Source organism: Asaia spathodeae NBRC 105894 (assembly GCF_025994195.1).
Classification (GTDB): Bacteria; Pseudomonadota; Alphaproteobacteria; order Acetobacterales; family Acetobacteraceae; genus Asaia; species Asaia siamensis.
The window spans coordinates 149,840-167,876 of record NZ_BAPY01000074.1; the positions used below are offsets into that span (position 1 = coordinate 149,840).

Here is an 18,037-nt window from a genome sequence, read left to right on the forward strand (position 1 = left end):
GCCTTTATGACTGGAGCTTCGTCCGCCCATGATGGCAAACCTATCGGCAATGAAAGAAAGACGCGTCGTCGTCACCGGTATGGGGCTTGTCACGCCACTGGCGGTGGGCGTGGACCAGACCTGGCAGCGTCTGATTGCCGGACAGACCGGCATTGGCCGCATCACCTGCTTCGACCCGAGCGATCTTCCTGCCCATGTGGCGGGTGAGGTGCCTGAAGGCCCGACCGCAGAAGGCGGCCTGACGCTTTCGGACTGGGTCCCGACGAAGGACCAGAAGAAGATGGATCGTTTCATCCATCTCGGCATGGCGGCTGCCATCCAGGCCGTCGAGGATTCAGGCTGGAAGCCGGAATCCGAGGAAGATCGTTGCGCGACCGGCGTGATGATCGGCTCGGGCATTGGTGGTCTTCAGACCATCTATGATGCCTCTCTGACAGTCGCGAGCGGCAAGGCCCGTCGTCTGTCGCCCTTCTTCATTCCCTCCGCCCTGATCAACCTGATTTCGGGCCACGTGTCGATTCGCTATGGCTTCAAGGGGCCGAACCACTCGGCCGTGACCGCCTGTGCGACAGGTGTGCATGCCATTGGCGATGCCACGCGTCTCATCATGCTGGGCGATGCCGATGTGATGATTGCAGGTGGAGCCGAGGCCGCTGTCTGCCCGTTGGGCATTGCAGGGTTCTCCTCCGCTCGTGCGCTCTCCACCGGCTTCAATGATACCCCCGAGAAGGCGTCGCGCCCCTGGGATCGCGACCGTGACGGCTTCGTCATGGGCGAAGGCTCGGGCATTGTCGTGCTTGAGGAATACGAGCACGCCAAGGCACGTGGTGCGAAGATCTATGGCGAGATCATCGGTTATGGTCTCTCGGGCGATGCGCATCACATCACGGCTCCTGCAGAGGGTCATGAAGGGGCCTTCCGCGCCATGAAGGCTGCCCTGCGCTCTGCGGGCATCACCCCGGCCGATATCGATTACGTCAACGCACATGGTACCTCGACCATGGCCGATGACCTCGAGCTTGATGCGGTTGAGCGTTTCTTCGGTGATGACGCCAAGCGTGTCGCCATGTCTTCAACCAAGTCTGCCACGGGCCATCTGCTCGGCGCGGCGGGTTCGGTCGAAGCCATGTTCTCGATGCTGGCGATCCGAGATAATGTCGCTCCGCCGACGCTCAATCTCGACAATCCAGCGCGTGAGAGCGTGATTGATCGCGTGGCGCATGAAGCACAGCAGCGCAAGATCAACATCGCGCTTTCCAACAGCTTCGGCTTTGGCGGCACCAATGCCAGCCTGATCGTCAAGGGCGTCTGATTCACGTCCTGAAATCATGAAGGGGCGGGCATGAAGCGCGTCTTTCTTGCCCTTTTCCTGCTTCTTGTCCTTTCAGGGGCAGGGGGGGCTGCGGCGCTGTGGCAGTTCGCACATCGCCCCGGGCCGCTCCAGAACCCCGTCGATCATGTCGTGCCTCACGGCAGCACCGTCATGATCGCCCATGATCTGGCTTCCGCCGGGATCATCCCAGGTGGCTCACTGTCTGAACGTCAGTTCAGGCTTATAGCCAGACTGACCAGATCGCAGGGCGCCCTCCATGCTGCAGAACTGCATTTTGCTGCGGGCGCCTCTGTGCTCGATGTTCTCGATGTGCTGCGTCACGGTACGCCAGTCAGCCATCATCTCACCATTCCCGAAGGACGCACGGCGCGGCAGATTGCGACGCTGATCGTGCAGGACCCGCTTCTGACCGGTCCCATGCCCGCGATCGAGGAAGGCGCGCTGCTTCCCCAGACCATTGCCTATGAGCGTGGTGCGCCGCGTGCGCAGATCGTGCATCGTCTCGAAACGCTCATGACGCAAACTCTCGCCCGCGTCTGGGCTGGCAGGGAGCCTGACCCCACCTTGAAGACGCCGAGGGATCTGCTGATTCTGGCTTCGATTGTCGAGCGGGAAACAGGTGACGACGCCGAGCGGCCGCAAGTGGCACGCGTCTTTCTCAATCGTCTGGCGCTTGGCATGAAGCTGCAATCTGACCCGACAGCGATCTACGATCTGAGCGAGGGGCTTGGTGTGCTGGATCATCCCGTAACCCATGATGATCTGCATGTGGCAGGCCCGCATAACACCTATGAAATTGCGGCCCTGCCGCCAGGCCCTATCTGTTCCCCTGGCCTTGCTGCTTTGAATGCGGTTGCGCATCCTGCCACCGGAGACATGCTGTATTTCGTGGCTGACGGTACAGGCAAGCACGGATTTTCACATGATCTGCATGAGCATAACACGCGGATCGAGGCTCTGAGAGCCCTCAGGGCGGGGCAGACTGGCCAGGGCAAGGCCCCCTCCCGTCATCCCTGAAGTCAACAGGCCAGGCTCGGGGCGATAGGAGATCCGCCCCGGTGCTTGCGTTTTACTTCGGTGCCGAGAGTGTTTCGCTTTTCACGGCGCCATGCGACTGGCTGGTGAATGATTTGCTGCTGTCGTAATTCGCCGGATAGGGGCTATTGCCTACCGTTCCGCCCGAGGCGGAGGTTGCAGCACCCGTGATGGCTGGCTGTGTCGGTGTTGCGCTTTGCTGCTGCACGACCTGCATCAGGACGCGTCGCAGCGGGTCAGCGCCGGTATTGTTCACGCGCATCGAGATAACGATATCTTCCGGGCCGACGGGCTGATTGTAGAAGGCGCGATTGGAGGCGCTGTCGATAGTCAGCTTGGAACCGCCGAGCGAGGCGCCGGCAAAAAGTCCGGATGATTTCTGAAGCGCGAGAATATCGGTGTTCGAGGCACCGGCAGAGCCGCTTTCGATACCGCTTCCCATATTGGCGAATGAAGCAGAAGCCCCGGCGCTGAACTTGAACTGGCTGTCGAGCAGGGCCTGAAGACCACGATCGGACATGACGAAAAACATCAGCTCAGAGCTTTCAACCCCGAGCTGAAGTCCCATTGAGGCAGAGCTCAGCGTATAGAAAGCCGGGTCCGACCACGAGCCGCGGGCATCGCGTGACAGCAGAAGGCAGCCGCCACCCGCACCGCCGAAAACGATCGACATACGAAAGACCGAGGGGCACACCATGACGGCGCGCGCCTTGGCCAGATAACGCTGGGCGCGCGAATTTGGTGTGGTGCCCTGGAAGATATCCTGAACCGCGAGCGTCGCACGGTCGACCAGAGCCTGTTGTTTTGGCGTCGCCATGGCAGGCACAGCCGTCAGACCTGCTGCCAGCAAGACCGTGGAAGCGACGAGTCGGCGGGAGAGAGAAACCATGGATGAAGGGCCTCGTATCGTGAACCGTCAGGGGGCAGGAACTGCCAGCCCTGACGGGAAATTATGGCGTGAGAATGGTTGTCATCAGGCAACCGGACCGGATGTCAGAGAAGGCGCATTCCGGCAGCCGCAGCGATCGGTTCGGCGACACCCGGTGCTGCTGCGAGAATGGAAATGCATCCGGTCAGCCCGCCATCCTGCAGGAACGGTGAGACGCGCGCGCCACTTTCCTCGATCATGACGAGGGCGGCGGCAACATCCCAGAGATTGATGGCGATTTCGAGATAGCCGTCACAGCGACCCGAGGCGACGTCAGCAAGAGCCAGAGCGCCACAGGCGCCGGTTCGCGGTGCAATACCGAGCTCCAGAAACGCCTTCGCATGGCTGGCATAGGTTTCCGGCGATACTTTCGCGCTCCATCCCGTTTCCACCAGGGCATTTTTCGGGTCTGTGACGGGGGAGGCGGTAAGCTTCCTGCCATTGAGCCAGGCACCCACGCCGCGCTGGGCCGTATAGACCTCGCCCAGAGCCGGGGCATTGATCACACCCGCAACTGGCACTGCGCCATCCATCAGGCCAAGTGAGACGCACCAGCGCTCGCGTCCGCGAGCGTAGTTCGATGTGCCGTCGATCGGGTCGATAACCCAGGTCAGCCCACCCTCACGCTGGCGTCCTCCCTCTTCGCCCATAAAGCCATCTTCAGGGAAAAGGGCCTCGATCCGTTTCGAGACAAGGGCCTCGACTGCCATATCGGCTTCAGTGACATAATCCTGCACGCCTTTCATGCTGCCGACCGGTCCACCCGGCGGCGGCCTCATTGCCATAGCCAGGGCGGCGGCATCGGCGACGACGGCGCGGGCAACCTCCAGGCGTTGGGCGATGAGACGTTGATCGGTCATGCAGACACTCCTTATTCGACACGTCGGGCCGCACGGAGAGACGCTGTCATGGCAGGGTCTTCCAGAGCCATGAGACGCAGCGCGGCGTTATGGCCGAAAAGCTGCATCAGGGTCTTTCTGCGGGCCGTTGCCAGCTTGGCAAGCGGGCTTTCGCGGATCATGGCACATTCCGGCACGATGGTTGAGGGGCTTTCCATCACATGCGCGACGAAGAGCCCGACATCGTCCGGAATGAGGGCCTGAGGGAAATGCTGATCGACTGCGAAATACAGTCTGTCGCACCAATCCCGATATTCCGGCCATTTGCGATCTGTCAGAAAATCGCGTGGTCCTGACTTGATCTCGATGCAGTGCAACTGCCCATCGGCGCCAAGGGCCATGATATCGGCCCGGCGACCGGCAGCGGGCAGGGAGAACTCGTTCAGACATGCCCAGTTGAGATTCCGGGCCAGACCGAGCATGGCGCGCCTGATGGCAAACTGGTTTTCCGGCAGGCTCAGAGGCGGGGGTGTCACGTCGGTCATGCTCCGCTTGTCCTCTTCGTAACTTTGCCTGTCGCTCACTTGTGGTTACTCATCGAAGGCACCCTGCTTTCACCTGTCTGGAGAAACTCTTGTCTGACAAACGCGACACAACCGATCGGGTTATGCCTGTTCTTGACTGGATGCGTCGGGAAAAGGCGCTGAGTTGCGCCATTTTCGGAATTGTTCTGTTTCTGATCGGGTTTCTATGCGGTCATCTCGATGAGCGGCTGCATTTCGGGCTCGACATGCTTGCCGTCATCGCTTTCGGTGCTGCTGCCTGGCTTGAGCATCAGGCAGCAGCGCGCATGGTGTGGATTCTGCTTCTGGCAGCGTCAGTCGTTTTTGCGCAGATGGATTTTCGTCTCTCGAGCCACCTGACCCAGACCCGTTCAGAGAGTTCTTTCGAGGCGCGCTAGGATTTCTGCGCCCCGCCGGTCGAAAGATGCGGCGTCGAAGCGTGAAAGAACGCGGTTGCGCCCGATCTGCCCCATTGTGGCAAGGCGCTCTGGCTGACGCAGCAGGTCTGCCAAAGCGAGCGCCAGAGCCTCGGGGTCTTTGGGCGGCACGATACGGCCGCAGGCCTCGGTGATCGTATGAGGCAGTTCTCCTGCCTCTGACGCGATCACGGGAACACCGCAGAGCAGCGCCTCATGAGCGGCCAGGCAAAGCCCTTCCCAATGCGAGGGCTGGACGTAGATCTGCAACGTCGAGAGAAACTGTCGTGGTTCGGCGTTATAGCCATCGAGAACGATCGGTAGCCTGCCGCGAGCGATCAGTGCCGCCAGACGGTCACGTTCCTCGCCTTCGCCGGCGATATGGAACTCGTATTCCGGAAGATTCGCGATTTTGCCAAGAAGACGCACCGCTTCGCACAGCGTGTCATATCCCTTGACCGGATGCAGTCTCCCGAGACTGCCGATACGGATCGGTGCGGCCTCAGACCAGGGGACGGCGATCGGAAAGCTGTCACTGGCGCGAAAGATCGGCCAGCAGGTCAGTTTGTCGGCGCTCAGACCAAGCTTGCGCTCTGTTTCCTGCTCCACGCAGGTGGAATCGGCAATCCAGAGCTTCGAAAGACTGCGCATGAGGCGCAGCAGCCTGGCATTGGCGGGCTTGAGGCGGGCAGAATGCTGCCAGCTTACCACCGGCAGCCGGCGGCGAAGACCGACCAATTGTCCGAGAAGGGTGGCGCGTGTCAGTGAGGTCCAGATCAGATCGGGCTTCTGCTCGCCGATTTCCCGATTGAGCCAGAGCAGGGCTGCCAGATGATCTGTCTTGCTGCCCTCGCGCACATGCACGGTCAGTCCGGCCTGCAGCATGGGCTTGATGGCGCGCCCATCGCGGCGTGTGAGGGCAAGCACAATCACTTCATGACCGTTCTCACGCATGACCTGTGTGATGGCGGGCACGGGAAGGGCGGCACCACCGCCTTCAACCGAGTTGATCACATAGGCAATTTTCATGACGCTTCAGCCAGCAGCTTTTCCACCAGAGCGAGGTCCTCAGGCTTGTCGACATCGACCGCCGCCCGTCCGTGGGCCATGGGCACGAGACTGACGCGGGCACCGGTCAGGGCATGAATCCGTGACGTGAGTGTCGCGCTGTCGAGGCGCCTGAACAATGCCCGCAGCAGGATGCCAAAGCCCAGCGTGCGGGCCATTCTGAGTGGATGCTTGCGGTCGCGTTCAAGCTTCTGCCACAGCACGATGACGGCGCGGGCACGATCGGTGCGCAGCAGGAAGAGATTACAGCCCGAAAAACTCATGTCGCTCAGTGGGATATAGGTGCGCTTCGTTCCCTTTACGTCGCGCTCTATGACGGGACGCAAGGCAACGCCCACGGCCAGGTCACAGCCTGATGATTCGGCATCGCGAAGAAACTCGGTAATCCAGACCGGCTGAAGAAGCGGGTGATCCGCCGTCGTGATCAGCAACGGTGCGCCTATACGGTCGAGCGCCAGGGCAACACTGCCGCTCGGGCCTTTGGCCGTGGGGACGCAGGTAAACGCCCTGTCGAGCGCGTCAAGCGCTTCGGGTGTCTCGATACTGACGTAGACAGGGCCGAGGCTCGGCGTTGCAGAAAGCGTCTTGAGAACGCGATCGATCATGGGCCGGCCCGCGACAGGGAGAAGGGCCTTATGGGCAACGTTTCCATGGCGGGCCAGCGGGTCCTGCGCGCCGTCGCGTGACCCGGCAAGAACCAGAACGGGAAGACTCACCGTGCGCTGCTGCCACTTCTCGCGCCGTCCGGACGCTGCTTGGGCGGTGCCCCTGTGCGTTTCATGACCCAGGGGTAGCGTTTTGCCTCGTCGAGATCATAGCCGAGATCGAAGACATGGGCGCTGCGGGGGCGGGCGCGGGCATCCTTGTAGAAGCTGCCGAAAAGGCGATCGGCAGCATAATTGGTGATACCGTAATTACCGTCTTCATCATGGAAGTGATGCAGCACATGCAACTGCTTGATCTTGCTGACCCATGCCCAGCGTGGCTTGTAGGCCAGATGCTGGATGCAGTGGAAAAACTCGTAGATGCAGGTCATGACCAGGCCTGTCGCCAGTGCGGCAAAAGCCGTGCTGGCCCCGCCGATGCCCCATCCGATAGGCATGACAATGATCGCAATTGTCGGAAGCGTATTGAGCGGCGAGCCGAACAGCACGTCGAGCAGATGCGGGTCCTGATGGTGGTCGAAATGGACGCGCTTCCACAGCGAGGCCGTGACCGGGTTACGATAGAGCCAGCGGCCATGAAGAATGAAGCGATGGATGGCGTACCAGGCGAAGGGATAGATCCCCACCACCAGCAGGATGGTGATCAGGGTCGGCCCGAGCTTCGGTGCGAGAGCCAGGGCGACCCCGGTCGAGATTGCGATCAGGGTGAAATAGAACAGAATGGTCGGGTAGGTGAGATAGGCCATCCAGAGCTGCGGCAGGCTCATCTTGCCAAGGTCGAAGCTTCTGCCGGTGCGAAGGGAGCCCTGGTTTTTCCGGGCATTCCAGAAGGCTTTCCAGAAGCCTTCGGCCTGTTCACCATTGAACGTGCTCATTTTTCTTCCATCTTCACTATCCATGCCCCTCCGAGGAGGAATGCCAGGGCGGGAGGCGCCGTGACGGCAATTAACGCAGGCAGGGTTCCCGCATTGCCCAGTGCCTGTATCAGGCCTTGAAGCACTATGAAACCAAAACCGGCAGCCAGCGCCGCAATCGGCAGCAGGCTGCGCGTCCCTGTGCGCGGGGGAATATAGATGACCGGCAAGGCCAGGAACAGCATCGCGCAGAGCGAGACCGGCAAAGTGAACGGCGCAAAAAGCGCCATGCGATAGGTCGCTTTCGGCAGGCTCGAGGCTCCACCACGATGCAGGATGCTCCAGAGTGACCAGAAAGACAGCACCGGATAGTTCTGCGAAAGCTGGATCAGCGTATCGGGCGTCACACTCGCGGGCAGAAGCGTGATGTTGCTGCGCTGGTCAATGTCGACACGGTTGCTTCTGAGCGCGAGGCTGCGCACACGGGCTGCCTGCCATCCGGTCTTCGGGTCGTAGAGCAGCTCCGGCGCTGTATCGGCGGCTACCAGATCGCCGCCAGGGATGCGGTGATAGACAGCAACCTTTGTGATACGCCGCCCGCCATCGCTGAAGCTGTCGATATGCACGACGTCACCCGCGGCGTGAAACCAGAATCCGTGGCCGCTGCCTGCGGCGTGAGGGTCGGTTCTGTTCCACCATTTGGCAAGAGCCAGCTCGGCGCGTGGAGCAATGACTTCCTGCGTCGCGATGCCGACCAGGCTGATGATCCCGATTGCAGGCAGGAGCAGCAGAAGCAGGCGTCTTGTCGAGAGCCCGGCGGCACGCAGGCTTGCTGTTTCGCTATTGAGCGTCATCTGCATGAGCAGGAAAAGCGCGCCAATCAGCGTGCTCAGAGGGAGCGTCTGATAAATGAGGCTTGGCAGTCTGAGCAGGGCGTAGCGCACCATGCCCATGGCACCGAGATGACGCTCGAGTATGGGCGTGGTCATCTCGAGCAGGCCCAGAATTTCCATCATCGACACCAGAATTGCCCCGCAAATCAGGGTCCGGCTCAGAAAGGAGCGTGTGAGATGGGTGCGCAGCACCGCGCGTGATGCCTGGGTCTCGCTCATGCCGGGCGCCTCGCCTTGTTGAGGGGGATCGCCTGACGTCGGCGCCATGACCCGCGTGAGCGTCTGAAGATGGACGCCATGCAGATCGTGCAGAAAAGAATTTCAGGCAGCCAGATGGCGTAAAGACCCCTCATCCTGCCGGTCGCGATCAGGCCGTGACCGAATTGCAATGTGTGGTCGAAGCCCACCAGCACGAGCGCAAGCGCGATGAGACCCATGATCGGGCGACGTCGTTTGGCGCCTATGGCCAGTGCCACGGCAAGGGGCGGTATGAAGGGAATGGCGAGCGCGCGTGCCAAGCGGAAATCGAGTTCTGCACGCAGGCTGGAGCGGGTAATGACGCCGTCGCCGGCAGGCGCATCCGATTGATGGGAGGCTTCGAGACGGGTTGCCAGTTCCACCAGTGTCAGTTCGCGTTCGTCGATCCCGCGGGAGCGGAACGCCGCTGTATCGTGGCTCTGATCGAAGGTGCGCATGCTGTGTTCGAAGCGGGTCTGATTGGCCTTGTTGCTCTCGTCGCGCGGATCATAGACGATCAGCCCATCCCACAGATCGAGGCGGGTCTGCTTGAGAGAGGGGACGGCAGTAATAAGCCCGCGATGCGCAGTGATGATCCGGACCGCGCCATCGGGTTCGCGCTGTCGGATGAAGACCTCATGCAGCACTGTCCCGTTGCGCGAGACGCGGTCGGCTGTGAGCATCGAGTCGCTCGACGTCGTGGCGAACATGCCGGCCTGAAGATGAGGTGCCCAGCCCGAATGGGCGGCATAGTAAAATCCGGATCGGAAATCGTAACGCGCTACGGGTTGGATATAGCCATAGAGCAGGATGCTGCCGAGCCCCAGTACCACACCTGTCCACATATAAGGCCGGGCGATACGAAGCAGCGAGACGCCACTCGCCATCAGCGCGTCGATCTCGTTATTGTCGCTCATTCGCCGGATGATCAGGAAAACGCTGACGCAAAGAGCCGCGGGCAGCGCCAGGCCAAGATAATGCGGCAGCAGGTCGGTCAGCAGCGAGACGAAAGTGGCCAGTGAGCTCCCCTCTGCGGCGAGATCGTCGAACAGGACGAGCAGGCGTTCCAGCAGAAGGGCCGCCAGAACGGCAGCCAGCGAGACAACGAAGGGCGGAAGAAGCTGGGCCAGGAGATAGCGGTCCAGCGTCGGAAAATGGGGAAGACGCATCAGCCTTGCCCATCCCGAATGAGCCAGTTGCGATGACGGCTGCACCGCCACCCCTCTGCCTGAGTGAATTGACGTGTCGTCAGGTCGATCTCCCATCCGGCGCTTTTGCGCGCAATTGCGATCCGGTTCCAGCCACTATGGCGCCAGGGTCTGGATGATTGCAAAGAGGCCGATGGCACGCCGATGAGCGGAATGGATGTGCCTGGAATCGTCGAGAGTGTGGCGTCATGCGAATGGCCATGCAGCACCATGGCGGCACCGTGTTGCGCGATAATGGCAGCGACTGACTTGAGATCGAGCAGGGATTTTCGCCATGGGACAAGTCCGGCGCGTGGGGGGTGATGAATCATGACCACGCGGCATTTGTCTCGTGTCGTATCCAGAATTTCGGCCAGACGCGTGCGTTGCGCTGCGCCGACACGCCCGCAGGCCATGAAGGGCGGGGTCGGTATGGCGCTGTTCACACCGATAATGGCGAGATCGCCTTCCTCGCGCAGATAGGGAAAGGCGCCCTCGGCCGTATTTTCCGTCCAGTCTGCCCATTTGGCTGAGGTGTCGTGCCACGGTTCGCGCACCATGGCGTCATGATTGCCCGGCACCACGAGGCAGGGGGCCGCCATGGTCCCAAGCCAGGAGGCGGCATTCGAAAATTCTTCCCGCAGGCCGAAATTCGTCAGGTCGCCGGTATTGAGGATCAGATCAGGCTGGGCGGCATGCATATCGTCGCGAACAGCATCCGAAAGCGCGGGCAGGTGATGATGGACGCGATGGCGCTTCCATGAGGCGACGCTGAGGGCCCGCTTGTTGGTGAAATGGCGCCATGAGGGCAGGGAAGCAGGGGGTGGAAGATGCACGTCGGAAAGATGCGCCAGAACCACAGAGGGGGTTTCGGTCAGGGTCATCAACCTTTCTCTTCCTAACGACAGGTCAAAGGCCGGTAACGGCAAAAGTTAAAAATGACCAATCGGTTTCTGGTCCCGCTGCCTAAGTCATGCTATGGCGCCGCGCAAGGCGGACCCCCGATGTTCCGTCGGGCTGAAGGGATTACCGTAACATAAATGATACTGCCGTGCGCCTAGCCCTGATCCATAACCCGCGTAGTCGCAAGAACCGTCGGGATGGCAGAAAATTCGCGCGCCAGGCGAGTGACCTTCTTGGTGACGGGTTTCTCGTGCCTTCTTCTCATGACGAGATGCAGGAGATGGTGACGGAACTCGCCCGGCGCAATGTCCCTCTGGTCGCCATCAACGGCGGCGATGGTACGGTCAGCGATGTCATGACCGCCATTGCGCGTATCTATCCCGAGGATGCGCTGCCCGATATCGCGATCTTTCCTTCAGGCAACACCAATCTGATTGCCCAGGATATCGGTTTTTCCACACGCGGTATCGAGGCACTCAAGCTTCTGTATCGAAACAGTGCGGTTCTGCCACGCAAGACCCGCCGTCCTCTCAAGATTTCCTGGCCTGAGGGTGAGCATGAGACGCGTCTTGGCATGTTTCAGGGCAGCTCGGGTTACGCACGCGCGATTGCCATAGCCCATTCGCCGCATGTGCTGCGCTACGCGCCACATAATCTTGCGGTAGCTGCGACTCTGATAGGTGCTTTCGCCAGCCTGCTCTGGCGACGACAGCGCGAGACCTGGCTGGCGGGAGATCCCCTTACCCTTGAGGTGGATGGCACGCCGCTGGTCGACGGGCAGAGTTTTCTTTTTCTCTCCACAGCGTTGCAGAAGCTCAATCTCGGTATCTGGCCATTCTGGAACACAGGCAAGGTGAGAACCGGCGACCTGCATTTCCTGCGCGTTGCCGATCATCCCAAAAAGCTGCTGCAGGCAACCTGGGCACTTCTCCGTGGTCGTGCGCCGGCCTGGCTGCGTGAGAGTCCCGATTATACGAGCGGCAAGGCGAGTGAGCTCGTCCTGACCTGTCAGGGCGATTTCGTGCTGGACGGTGAACGCTTCTCGCCGGGCGCCAGCCATCGCATTGTGCTTTCCGAAGGGCCGGAATTCGGTTTTGTGCATGACTGAGGCTGACTCTGCGCTTGATCAGATCCTGATCGGTGAACTGACGACACCGGTCGACCCGCGTCTGCATACGCTGGTCACGCAGATTCTCGGCATTGCCCGACCACTTGGTGTGCTTTTCTACGGCTCCGGTCTGAGACAATTCGACCCCGAAGGGCTTTTCGATTTTTATATCGTGCTCGAGCGTCTGTCCGACTGGCCGGCGTCGCCCGCAGCGATGCTGGCCAATCATCTGTTGCCCCCCAATGTCTTTTATGCCGAGCATGAAATCGACGGGCAGGTTCTACGGGCGAAAATTGCCGTTCTGACCGTACAGCAGCTTCGTGCAGGGGCGTCTCCGCGCTCGACCGATACAACGCTATGGGCACGGTTCTGCCAGCCGGTACGCCTCGTCTGGGTGAGAAACCCTGAAGCTGCGGATACCCTTCTCGCGATCATCCGCTCCTGCGTGACGACAGCGGCTGGCTGGACGGCACGTCTGGAAGAGGGAGCGCATCCCCCCGAAAAATGGTGGGAGGCACTTTTTAGGCGTACCTATCGCGCCGAGCTACGTGTCGAGAAATCGGCACGAGGTTCCGTGATCATGCAGGGTCAAGACGCGCGTTACGCCGCGCTCACCCGCCCGGCATGGCAAAGTGCAGGCCTTGCTTTTGATGAGACGGGCGGCTGTGTGGCCCCGAGGCTGTCAAAAGCCCAGCGCCTACGGGCAGGGCGTCGATGGGAACGCATGGCTCACAAGGGGCGGTGGCGCAACGTTGCCCGGCTTATCAAGGCAGCCTTCACCTTCAAAAATGGGGCCGCCTATCTTGCCTGGAAAATCGAACGCCATAGTGGCTTCGTTTTGAAGCTCTCTCCCTTTGAGGCGCGTCATCCATTGATCTGTCTGCCGAGACTGCTCTGGCGAGCTCGCAAGATCTTTCTCAGCGGGATGCAGGGCTAAGAAACAGGCATTAAAAAAGGCGAGGGTTCGGAGAACCTCTCGCCTTTTCTGTGGTCGCTGACCGGGTGATTACCCCAGAACGTCCTTCTTCACCTGGGCGAAAATGCCCAGAGCACGGTCGATTTCTTCCGGCGTGTGCACTGCCATGACAGAGCAGCGCAGCAGCGGGTGTTCGTCAGGTGTTGCAGGCGGGAGCGACAGATTGACGTAAACGCCGAGTTCTAGCAGGCGATTCCAGAAAACAAGAGCCTGCTCGACATTGTCGAGCGTGACGGCCACAACCGGGCTGACATGCGCACTCGTCTTCAGACCCAGCGCATGCAGACCGTGGTTGAGCTGCTTTGCATTGGCGTAGAGCTGCGTGCGCAGCTCGGGGCGTGCGATCATCTCATCAAGTGCAGCCAGCGTCGCGGCAATGATTTCCGGCGGCAGCGATGCGGTGAACATATACGGACGTGAGCAGAGGCGGATCAGCTCGAGGCCATCAAGGTTGGAGGCGCAATATCCACCAACCGTACCGAGGCTTTTGGAGAACGTGCCGACGACGAAATCGACATCGTCCTCACATCCGTCGCGCTCGGCCAGACCGCGGCCGTTCTCGCCCAGAACGCCAAAGGAATGCGCCTCATCGGCAAGGAGATAAGCGCCATGCTTCTTCTTGACCTCGGCAAATTCCCGCATCGGCGCGACATTGCCGGTCATTGAATAGATGCCTTCAACGACGATCAGCTTGGCACCCTGATGATCCTTCAACCGGGAGAGGCGACGATCAAGATCGGCCGGGTCATTGTGGCGAAAGCGGATGACCTGAGCATAGCCAAGACGGCTTGCGTCATAGATGCTGGCATGGCTGTCTGCATCGAGCAGGAGCACGTCATCCTTGCCGGCCAGGGCGGAAATTGCTCCGAGATTGGCCTGATACCCCGTTGAGAAGATCATGCAGTGACGACGGCGGAGGACTTCAGCCAGACGGGTTTCAAGCTTGCGATGAAGCGCGTAGGTGCCGTTGGCGATGCGCGAGCCCGTTGTGCCAACACCTTCGCGGCGTACGGTCTCGATGGCTGCCTCGGCGGCGGCTGTCGACTGGCTGAGGCCGAGATAGTTGTTGGTGCCGAAAAGAAGGGTTTCACGCCCCTCGATCAGACCGACCGTGGCCGAAACCGGATGATCGATCACCACCCCGAACGGATTGCGGGGCGAATGCGCCGTCAGTCCGGCTGCCGCCGCCTTGAGGCCTGTATATTTGGCGAAGATATCGGTCACGAGGCGCTACCGGCTTTGAGAGATGCGAGACAGGCTGCAAGATCGTTGATCGTGCGGATGTCGGCCAGTTTGTCGAGAGGTACGGAGACATCGAGTTCGTCTTCAATCTCCATCACGAAATTCATGACGGCGAGTGAGTCGAAAGCGAGATCTTCCACAATCTTGCTTTCACCGGTGATGTCGCGGGGGACTTTCGGATTGGCAAGCAATTTGTCGATGATCATCGAGGCGATGGAGGCGACCGTATCGGCCATTTCAAGGTCTCCGAGTAGAGGCATTGGGGCGTCAGGCGCCCCGTGATGGTGGGTCTTATGCGACAGCCTGGGCCTTATGGCCAGAGGGCGACCCTTCGGCAGCTTCTCATGCGGGGCTGTCGGGAAAACAGGGGAGGAAGCAGTTCGTCACGGCCGTCCCTCCCGCGAGCATCAGGCGGCGGTCTGGCTGGTTTCGAACTGACCTGCCAGAAGCATTGCTTTGGCCCGGGCGCGTGTCAGCTTGCCTGACGATGTCTGCGGCAAGGTATGCGGCGGCACCAGAATGACATCGACGTCGATACCATGCTGACGACGGAACAGACCCATGGTCTCCTCGCGCAGTTTTGCGCGATCATCGTCATTCGTGGCGCGGCACTGCACCAGCGCTACAACGCGCTCACCCTCGCTGCCTTCGACAGCAAATACGGCGACGTCACGTGAGCGCAGCGAGGCAATTTCATGCTCGGCAGACCATTCGAGATCCTGCGGCCAGATATTGCGTCCGTTGATGATGATGAGGTCCTTGGCGCGCCCGGTGATGACCACCTGACCGTCAAGCATGTAACCAAGATCGCCCGTATTCAGCCAGCCCTTGCTGTCCAGCACCTCGTCAGTCTCGGCGCTACGGCCGAAATAGCCGCGCATCAGGCTGGGGCCACGAACATAGACCAGGCCCACATGGCGCTCGGGCATAAGGGCACCATCGGCATTGCGCACCTGCACGTCATGCTCCGGAAGAGCGACGCCGCAAAGGACGAAGGTGCGCAGCGCATGAGAGGGATCATTCGAGGCGATCGCAACACCGTCGGTCTCAAGCTTGCGCAGGTCGATTGTATCGGTAACGATGCCTGTATCAAGCGGAGCAAAGCTGATCGCGAGCGTGGCTTCCGCCATTCCGTAGCTCGCTACAAAGGCGCGGCCATCAAAACCATAGGCGGCAAAGCGCTCGGCAAAGGTCTCGAGGATATGGTGGCGGATCATGTCGCCGCCGATCCCGGCGATGCGCCAGCAGGATAGGTCGAGGTCACCCGAAACAGGGCGACGCGCGCAGAGTTCGTAACCGAATGAAGGGCTATAGGCGATCGTGCCGCGATTACGGCTGATCAGATCGAGCCACACATGCGGGCGTCGGGCGAATTCGCGCGTCGGAAGAAGATCTACCGTCAGCTGACAGGTCATGGGCGTCAGGAAGAACCCGACGAGCCCCATATCGTGATAGAGCGGCAGCCAGGAGACGCAACGATCCCCGGTCTCTCTGACCTTGAGGCCGTCACGCGCGATTGCCCGAGCATTGGCCATGCCTGCCGATTGAGTGACGGCAACCCCCATCGGAAAGCGCGTGCTGCCTGATGAGAATTGAAGATAAGAGAGGTCTTCAGCGCCAATCGACGGGAGGGGCTGGTCGGATGGGGCAAGGGCCAGCAACTCGGCAGGCGAACCGCCGAAAGCGAGATCGAGTCCGGCAACGATATCTGCTGTCCATGATCCGATCAGTTCCGGCACGACAACAGCGCGGGCGCCCGAAGCCGAGACCATGCCACGCAGCGTGGAAATATAGGCTTCCCGGCCACCGAACGCGATTGGCAGGGGCAATGGCGCGGGTACGAGCCCGGCATATTGACAGCCAAAGAAGATGCGAGCGAAATCGCCGTCGCTTTCGGCAACGATGGCGACACGGTCACCGACCGAGAGGCCAGCACCGAGCAGACGCCGTGCTGTCTCAAGCGACTGCTCGCGCAGAAGCTTGTAAGGCAGCGCCTCGAGAAGCTGACCTCGACCATTATAGATATTGAAGCCCGCCGTTCCCTGCGCCGCGTAGTCCAGGGCAGCGCTGAACGTCGGGAAGTCACCGTGACGGCGCTTCTGGTTCGATGCAGTGGGGACGGGCGTTTGGTTAGGCGTCATGTTGATAGGTCTGCTCTGCTTTTCAATCTGTCATGGACCGCGAAATCCGGAGAAACCCCGGCCACGTCCCTGCGTAATGGGTTAGGCTGCGCTACGTAGATAATCGACGATGGCGTCTGCCGCTCCGGGGGCAGTCGGGCCGTCATCGGTGAATTCGAAGGTCTCTAGTATATATTGGCGCTGCGCCTCAAGAAAATCGTCATGCTTTGTTACCGCAGCGTCGAGAGCCAGAGAAAGCCCGTCCGCACTGTCGAGCACCTGGCCGAGATTCCAGAAGTGATAATTCCTGTCTGACTGCCACGGAACGTGGTGTGCATTGAGAAAGACGCAAGGTCGCGGGCGGACAAGAAACTCTGCAACCTGCGAACTCACATCGCCCAGATAGAGATCTGCCGCCATGGTGTAGGTCATGTCGATACTGCGCGGGCTGCCGGGATCGATAAGAAGATGATCATGATGGGCAAACCGGGCGACGAGTTGCTCGCCTTCCTGCCTGTGTTTGTCGAACAGGCGATAATGGGGGGCAAATATCAGATTGTATTTGTCCTGATTGGCAAAATACTGAAGGATCTGCTCGCCCATAAGCGGCCACGAAGACAGCTTTGACGAGAAATGCGGATTGTAGAGAACGATCGGCTTGCCGTTGTCGAAGAGGGCAGGGCGCGCGCGCGCCATTTTTCTCACGATATCGAATTTTGCATAGGAACCGCGATAATAGCGCCCGGGGCTGATCGCGCCCTGCGAGAGAAGCCGCTCTTCGATCTTCTTGCCTGAGAGCAGCACGAAATCGAATTCCTTGACGTCGCGCGCAAAACCGATGGCTCGATCTCCCGCACCATGACGCGTCCAGATCAGCCGGGGTTTGCGAATGCCCATCCGGCGCAAATAGAGCGAGGTACGCTCCGGCACCACAATCGCCTCGAAACGCGAAAAATACTCACGGTTGAAAAACAGGCTGGCCATCTTGCCCAGAACACCTGGTCCGGATTGCTCGATACGACGTCTGAGCATCTCGGGCATTTTCAGGAGATCGAAACGCGCCCGTGCCTGAGGGTAAAGTGCACTGAGTGTCTTCGCATAATCCAGATGGGCTTCCGTCGTGCAGGCGACGTGCACTTCTGTATCGGCGTGCCGCGAGGCGATTTCCATGGCGATGGGCAAGGAGTGCAGCGTCTGGTGAGGCTGCGCGATATAGGGAAATGCGATCTTCATCATGGTTGAGGGTCAATTACCGATACGCTGCATGGTCATCGAAAGTATCCTCAAATCCTGTGCCTCGATCTGTGACAATCGCCTGATGCCGCCTTCACTTGGACAATCATGCATCCGGTATCGTCCTGGGGCTGTTTTTTGTGCTTTCCCCAGCAAGTTACAAGGCAAGGTATTATAAACGTGATGCTGGCAGAGCTTAATTTTTCGCAATCGTTGGAAACCCGGAGCCATTATCGCGATCAGCTTCATTGGCAAGCTGGGGGTTTCGAAGGGCGGGATAACGCATCGCGCTGTCATGGCCTTCTATAAGGAGAGCGACGCATCGCCGCACAACACACAATTTATGACGCATCTTTGCAGAGACGGGTGTGAGGCGGATTTTTTCATTTTTTTGAAATTTTGTGATTGACGGGTGTGGGTGTGGGGTCTAAAAGCCC

Annotated in this window: 18 protein-coding genes; 5 read left to right on the plus strand and 13 right to left on the minus strand. The window is 60.1% G+C overall.

Going from position 1 to position 18,037, the window contains the following annotated elements; all coding sequences use genetic code 11:
• Positions 1-49: 49 nt before the first annotated feature.
• Positions 50-1,312 (plus strand): beta-ketoacyl-ACP synthase II, encoded by a 1,263-nt coding sequence (gene fabF, locus AA105894_RS15805; protein ID WP_371869840.1) that lies wholly within the window; start codon positions 50-52, stop codon positions 1,310-1,312.
• Between the two features lie 30 nt (positions 1,313-1,342).
• Positions 1,343-2,350 (plus strand): endolytic transglycosylase MltG, encoded by a 1,008-nt coding sequence (gene mltG / locus AA105894_RS15810; protein WP_267312572.1) that lies wholly within the window; start codon positions 1,343-1,345, stop codon positions 2,348-2,350.
• Positions 2,351-2,402: 52 nt separating this feature from the next.
• On the opposite strand, the gene AA105894_RS15815 is transcribed toward mltG, so the two are convergent.
• From AA105894_RS15815 to AA105894_RS15825, 3 genes are all read right to left on the minus strand, one after another.
• Complete coding sequence (locus AA105894_RS15815; RefSeq protein WP_267312573.1) at positions 2,403-3,257, minus strand: lipid-binding SYLF domain-containing protein; 855 nt, start codon at positions 3,255-3,257, stop codon at positions 2,403-2,405.
• 104 nt (positions 3,258-3,361) lie between these two features.
• Positions 3,362-4,156: an inositol monophosphatase family protein gene (locus AA105894_RS15820; RefSeq protein ID WP_267312574.1), complete on the minus strand. Its 795-nt coding sequence runs from the start codon at positions 4,154-4,156 to the stop codon at positions 3,362-3,364.
• 11 nt (positions 4,157-4,167) lie between these two features.
• Positions 4,168-4,680 carry an MmcB family DNA repair protein gene (locus tag AA105894_RS15825; protein WP_267312575.1) on the minus strand — a complete coding sequence of 171 codons (513 nt, stop codon included), beginning with the start codon at positions 4,678-4,680 and terminating at the stop codon, positions 4,168-4,170.
• A gap of 89 nt (positions 4,681-4,769) precedes the next feature.
• On the opposite strand from AA105894_RS15825, the gene AA105894_RS15830 reads away from it, so the two are divergent.
• Positions 4,770-5,096 carry a hypothetical protein gene (locus AA105894_RS15830; RefSeq protein WP_188425889.1) on the plus strand — a complete coding sequence of 109 codons (327 nt, stop codon included), beginning with the start codon at positions 4,770-4,772 and terminating at the stop codon, positions 5,094-5,096.
• Here the strand turns inward: AA105894_RS15830 and AA105894_RS15835 are convergent.
• From AA105894_RS15835 to AA105894_RS15860, 6 genes are all read right to left on the minus strand, one after another.
• Positions 5,070-6,143: a glycosyltransferase gene (locus AA105894_RS15835; RefSeq protein ID WP_267312576.1), complete on the minus strand. Its 1,074-nt coding sequence runs from the start codon at positions 6,141-6,143 to the stop codon at positions 5,070-5,072. The genes AA105894_RS15830 and AA105894_RS15835 overlap by 27 nt on opposite strands.
• Entirely contained in the window at positions 6,140-6,898 is a 759-nt protein-coding gene (locus AA105894_RS15840; protein ID WP_267312577.1) for a nucleotidyltransferase family protein, read from the minus strand. The genes AA105894_RS15835 and AA105894_RS15840 overlap by 4 nt, the downstream gene beginning before the upstream one ends.
• Entirely contained in the window at positions 6,895-7,614 is a 720-nt protein-coding gene (locus AA105894_RS15845; protein ID WP_267312593.1) for a sterol desaturase family protein, read from the minus strand. Before AA105894_RS15845 ends, AA105894_RS15840 begins: the two co-directional genes overlap by 4 nt.
• 104 nt (positions 7,615-7,718) lie before the next feature.
• Complete coding sequence (locus tag AA105894_RS15850) at positions 7,719-8,813, minus strand: LptF/LptG family permease (RefSeq protein WP_267312578.1); 1,095 nt, start codon at positions 8,811-8,813, stop codon at positions 7,719-7,721.
• On the minus strand, positions 8,810-10,000 hold the full coding sequence (locus AA105894_RS15855) for an LptF/LptG family permease (protein ID WP_267312579.1): 1,191 nt from the start codon (positions 9,998-10,000) through the stop codon (positions 8,810-8,812). The genes AA105894_RS15850 and AA105894_RS15855 overlap by 4 nt, the downstream gene beginning before the upstream one ends.
• On the minus strand, positions 10,000-10,902 hold the full coding sequence (locus AA105894_RS15860) for a metallophosphoesterase family protein (RefSeq protein ID WP_267312580.1): 903 nt from the start codon (positions 10,900-10,902) through the stop codon (positions 10,000-10,002). Before AA105894_RS15860 ends, AA105894_RS15855 begins: the two co-directional genes overlap by 1 nt.
• Before the next feature lie 167 nt (positions 10,903-11,069).
• Between AA105894_RS15860 and AA105894_RS15865 the strand changes: the two genes are divergently transcribed.
• Together AA105894_RS15865 and AA105894_RS15870 are read left to right on the plus strand one after the other, a co-directional pair.
• The gene (locus AA105894_RS15865; protein ID WP_267312581.1) at positions 11,070-12,029 is read left to right on the plus strand and encodes a diacylglycerol/lipid kinase family protein; all 960 of its coding nucleotides are present in this window, start codon (positions 11,070-11,072) and stop codon (positions 12,027-12,029) included.
• On the plus strand, positions 12,022-12,966 hold the full coding sequence (locus tag AA105894_RS15870; RefSeq protein WP_267312582.1) for a hypothetical protein: 945 nt from the start codon (positions 12,022-12,024) through the stop codon (positions 12,964-12,966). Before AA105894_RS15865 ends, AA105894_RS15870 begins: the two co-directional genes overlap by 8 nt.
• A gap of 69 nt (positions 12,967-13,035) precedes the next feature.
• Here AA105894_RS15870 and spt read toward each other — a convergent pair whose 3' ends face one another.
• From spt to AA105894_RS15890, 4 genes are all read right to left on the minus strand, one after another.
• Complete coding sequence (gene spt, locus AA105894_RS15875) at positions 13,036-14,229, minus strand: serine palmitoyltransferase (protein ID WP_267312583.1); 1,194 nt, start codon at positions 14,227-14,229, stop codon at positions 13,036-13,038.
• Positions 14,226-14,483, minus strand: a complete 258-nt coding sequence (locus AA105894_RS15880; protein WP_267312584.1) for an acyl carrier protein — start codon at positions 14,481-14,483, stop codon at positions 14,226-14,228. Before AA105894_RS15880 ends, spt begins: the two co-directional genes overlap by 4 nt.
• Positions 14,484-14,654: 171 nt before the next feature.
• Positions 14,655-16,388: a fatty acyl-AMP ligase gene (locus AA105894_RS15885; protein ID WP_267312585.1), complete on the minus strand. Its 1,734-nt coding sequence runs from the start codon at positions 16,386-16,388 to the stop codon at positions 14,655-14,657.
• An 81-nt stretch (positions 16,389-16,469) separates the two neighbouring features.
• Positions 16,470-17,600, minus strand: coding sequence for a CDP-glycerol glycerophosphotransferase family protein (locus AA105894_RS15890; protein WP_267312594.1), 1,131 nt, complete (start codon positions 17,598-17,600; stop codon positions 16,470-16,472).
• Positions 17,601-18,037: the final 437 nt, after the last annotated feature.

Bases quoted from the DNA above. Each gene is read 5' to 3' on its own strand.
- fabF (WP_371869840.1), top strand. From the start codon at position 50: ATGAAAGAAAGACGCGTCGTCGTCACCGGTATGGGGCTTGTCACGCCA.
- mltG (WP_267312572.1), top strand. From the start codon at position 1,343: ATGAAGCGCGTCTTTCTTGCCCTTTTCCTGCTTCTTGTCCTTTCAGGG.
- AA105894_RS15815 (WP_267312573.1), bottom strand. From the start codon at position 3,257: ATGGTTTCTCTCTCCCGCCGACTCGTCGCTTCCACGGTCTTGCTGGCA.
- AA105894_RS15820 (WP_267312574.1), bottom strand. From the start codon at position 4,156: ATGACCGATCAACGTCTCATCGCCCAACGCCTGGAGGTTGCCCGCGCC.
- AA105894_RS15825 (WP_267312575.1), bottom strand. From the start codon at position 4,680: ATGACCGACGTGACACCCCCGCCTCTGAGCCTGCCGGAAAACCAGTTT.
- AA105894_RS15835 (WP_267312576.1), bottom strand. From the start codon at position 6,143: ATGAAAATTGCCTATGTGATCAACTCGGTTGAAGGCGGTGGTGCCGCC.
- AA105894_RS15845 (WP_267312593.1), bottom strand. From the start codon at position 7,614: ATGAGCCTGCCGCAGCTCTGGATGGCCTATCTCACCTACCCGACCATT.
- AA105894_RS15850 (WP_267312578.1), bottom strand. From the start codon at position 8,813: ATGAGCGAGACCCAGGCATCACGCGCGGTGCTGCGCACCCATCTCACA.
- AA105894_RS15855 (WP_267312579.1), bottom strand. From the start codon at position 10,000: ATGCGTCTTCCCCATTTTCCGACGCTGGACCGCTATCTCCTGGCCCAG.
- AA105894_RS15860 (WP_267312580.1), bottom strand. From the start codon at position 10,902: ATGACCCTGACCGAAACCCCCTCTGTGGTTCTGGCGCATCTTTCCGAC.
- AA105894_RS15870 (WP_267312582.1), top strand. From the start codon at position 12,022: ATGACTGAGGCTGACTCTGCGCTTGATCAGATCCTGATCGGTGAACTG.
- AA105894_RS15880 (WP_267312584.1), bottom strand. From the start codon at position 14,483: ATGGCCGATACGGTCGCCTCCATCGCCTCGATGATCATCGACAAATTG.
- AA105894_RS15885 (WP_267312585.1), bottom strand. From the start codon at position 16,388: ATGACGCCTAACCAAACGCCCGTCCCCACTGCATCGAACCAGAAGCGC.
- AA105894_RS15890 (WP_267312594.1), bottom strand. From the start codon at position 17,600: ATGAAGATCGCATTTCCCTATATCGCGCAGCCTCACCAGACGCTGCAC.